The organism is Polynucleobacter sp. 39-46-10, assembly GCF_002282275.1.
Genome location: NZ_NCJB01000484.1, coordinates 1 through 1,337, shown reverse-complemented (window position 1 = coordinate 1,337; position 1,337 = coordinate 1). Strand labels below are relative to the sequence as shown.

2 protein-coding genes are annotated in these 1,337 nt (G+C 45.4%); both read left to right on the top strand.

All coding sequences use genetic code 11. From position 1 onward, the window contains the following. Nucleotides 1-192: hypothetical protein (locus tag B7X71_RS17005; RefSeq protein ID WP_293601611.1), on the top strand; the 192-nt coding region annotated here is incomplete at its 5' end. Nucleotides 193-241: 49 nt separating this feature from the next. Next, nucleotides 242-1,060, top strand: coding sequence for a peptidylprolyl isomerase (locus B7X71_RS17000; protein ID WP_293601610.1), 819 nt, complete (start codon nucleotides 242-244; stop codon nucleotides 1,058-1,060). Nucleotides 1,061-1,337: the final 277 nt, after the last annotated feature.

Here is a 1,337-nt window from a genome sequence, read left to right as displayed (position 1 = left end):
AATCAAGCCATAGCACCGATGGAGACTCCTGCTGGCCCAGTGTATCTGGAGAGGCCACCGGTCAATCAGAAGCCGAGTGTGCCATTTGATTCTCGCTATATTAAAAATCCAGATGGCGAAGAGCAGGCAGAAGCACAGGGGGCCGAGTCAGCCGCTCCGTTTGAGCCAATCCCCGCTACCTTTACCTTCTAGTCAATCCTAGCTGTTAAGATTGCTTCAATATTTTAGAAAAGAGTTCTTTATGAAACCGTACTCCATCCGTTTTTTTATTAGTGCTGTAATGGCATTAGGTTTTGCTTCTGTCGCCTGTTCTCAAGACGCATTGCCGATTAATGCCGCTGCCTCCGTTAACGGGGTGATCATTTCAAATGATGCTGTTGAGCAAGGGATCCAAGCTTCCTTATCTCAAGTTCAAAAGGATTCTCCAGAACTTCGTAAGGCAGTGTTAGGGAAGATGATTGAGATTTCTCTTCTTTCTCAGCAGGCTGAAAAAGACGGCCTTGCAAATTCCGATAGAGCTAATAGTCAGCTGGCCCTCATTCGCCAAAATTATTTAGCGGATTTAGAGTTGTCTACTTATATTTCAAAAAATCCAGTAACTGATGCTGATGTGCAGGCGGAGTACAACCGAGAGATTGCCTCACTAGGCTCTCAAGGCATGATTATTGAATATAAGGTCAGTGATATTGCTGTTGCTACTGAGGCTGATGCACAAGCTGCCCTAGCTAGAATTAAAAAAGGTGAGTCATTCAATCAAGTGGCGAAGAGTGTTTCACTGGCCCCCAACAAAGTGCAGGGTGGGGCTGTCGGCTGGGTGCAAGCAGGCCAGACCTTACCGCAAATTGCCAGTGTTCTCGTAACGCTCTCTAAAGGTCAGGTTTCGCCTGCGCCAATTCAGATGCCACAAGGCTGGTATTTAATTAAATTAGAAGATAAAAAATCTAGCAAGCCGCCAACTTTTGAGCAGGCTAAAGCAGCTATTCGTAAAGGTTTAATGCAGAAGAAGCAATTTGAGTTCTTATCGGAATTGCGTCAGGGAGCAAATATCGTTGTACGCTAAATAAAGCTAAGTTATTAAAAAGGGCGCCCCAGGGCGCTCTTTTGCATTCCCACCACCCCTCTAGTGGTATTTCTCTATCTCCATACTGGTAATTCGGGAGTAGATTAAATCATCACCGATTAAATAAGGGGTCATAAATGAGCAAGAATCCATTTGATTTAGGCGCAATGGCAAGTCAGACCAAAGGCATGAAGGCAGCACAAGCGGTTGGACAGGCAGCGCTCACTAGTGCTCAGGAAATTGCTCAGTTAAATCAACGAGCCTCTCAAGAGCTTTC

Coding starts and splice junctions, on each gene's coding strand:
- B7X71_RS17000 (WP_293601610.1), top strand. CDS start 242: ATGAAACCGTACTCCATCCGTTTTTTTATTAGTGCTGTAATGGCATTA.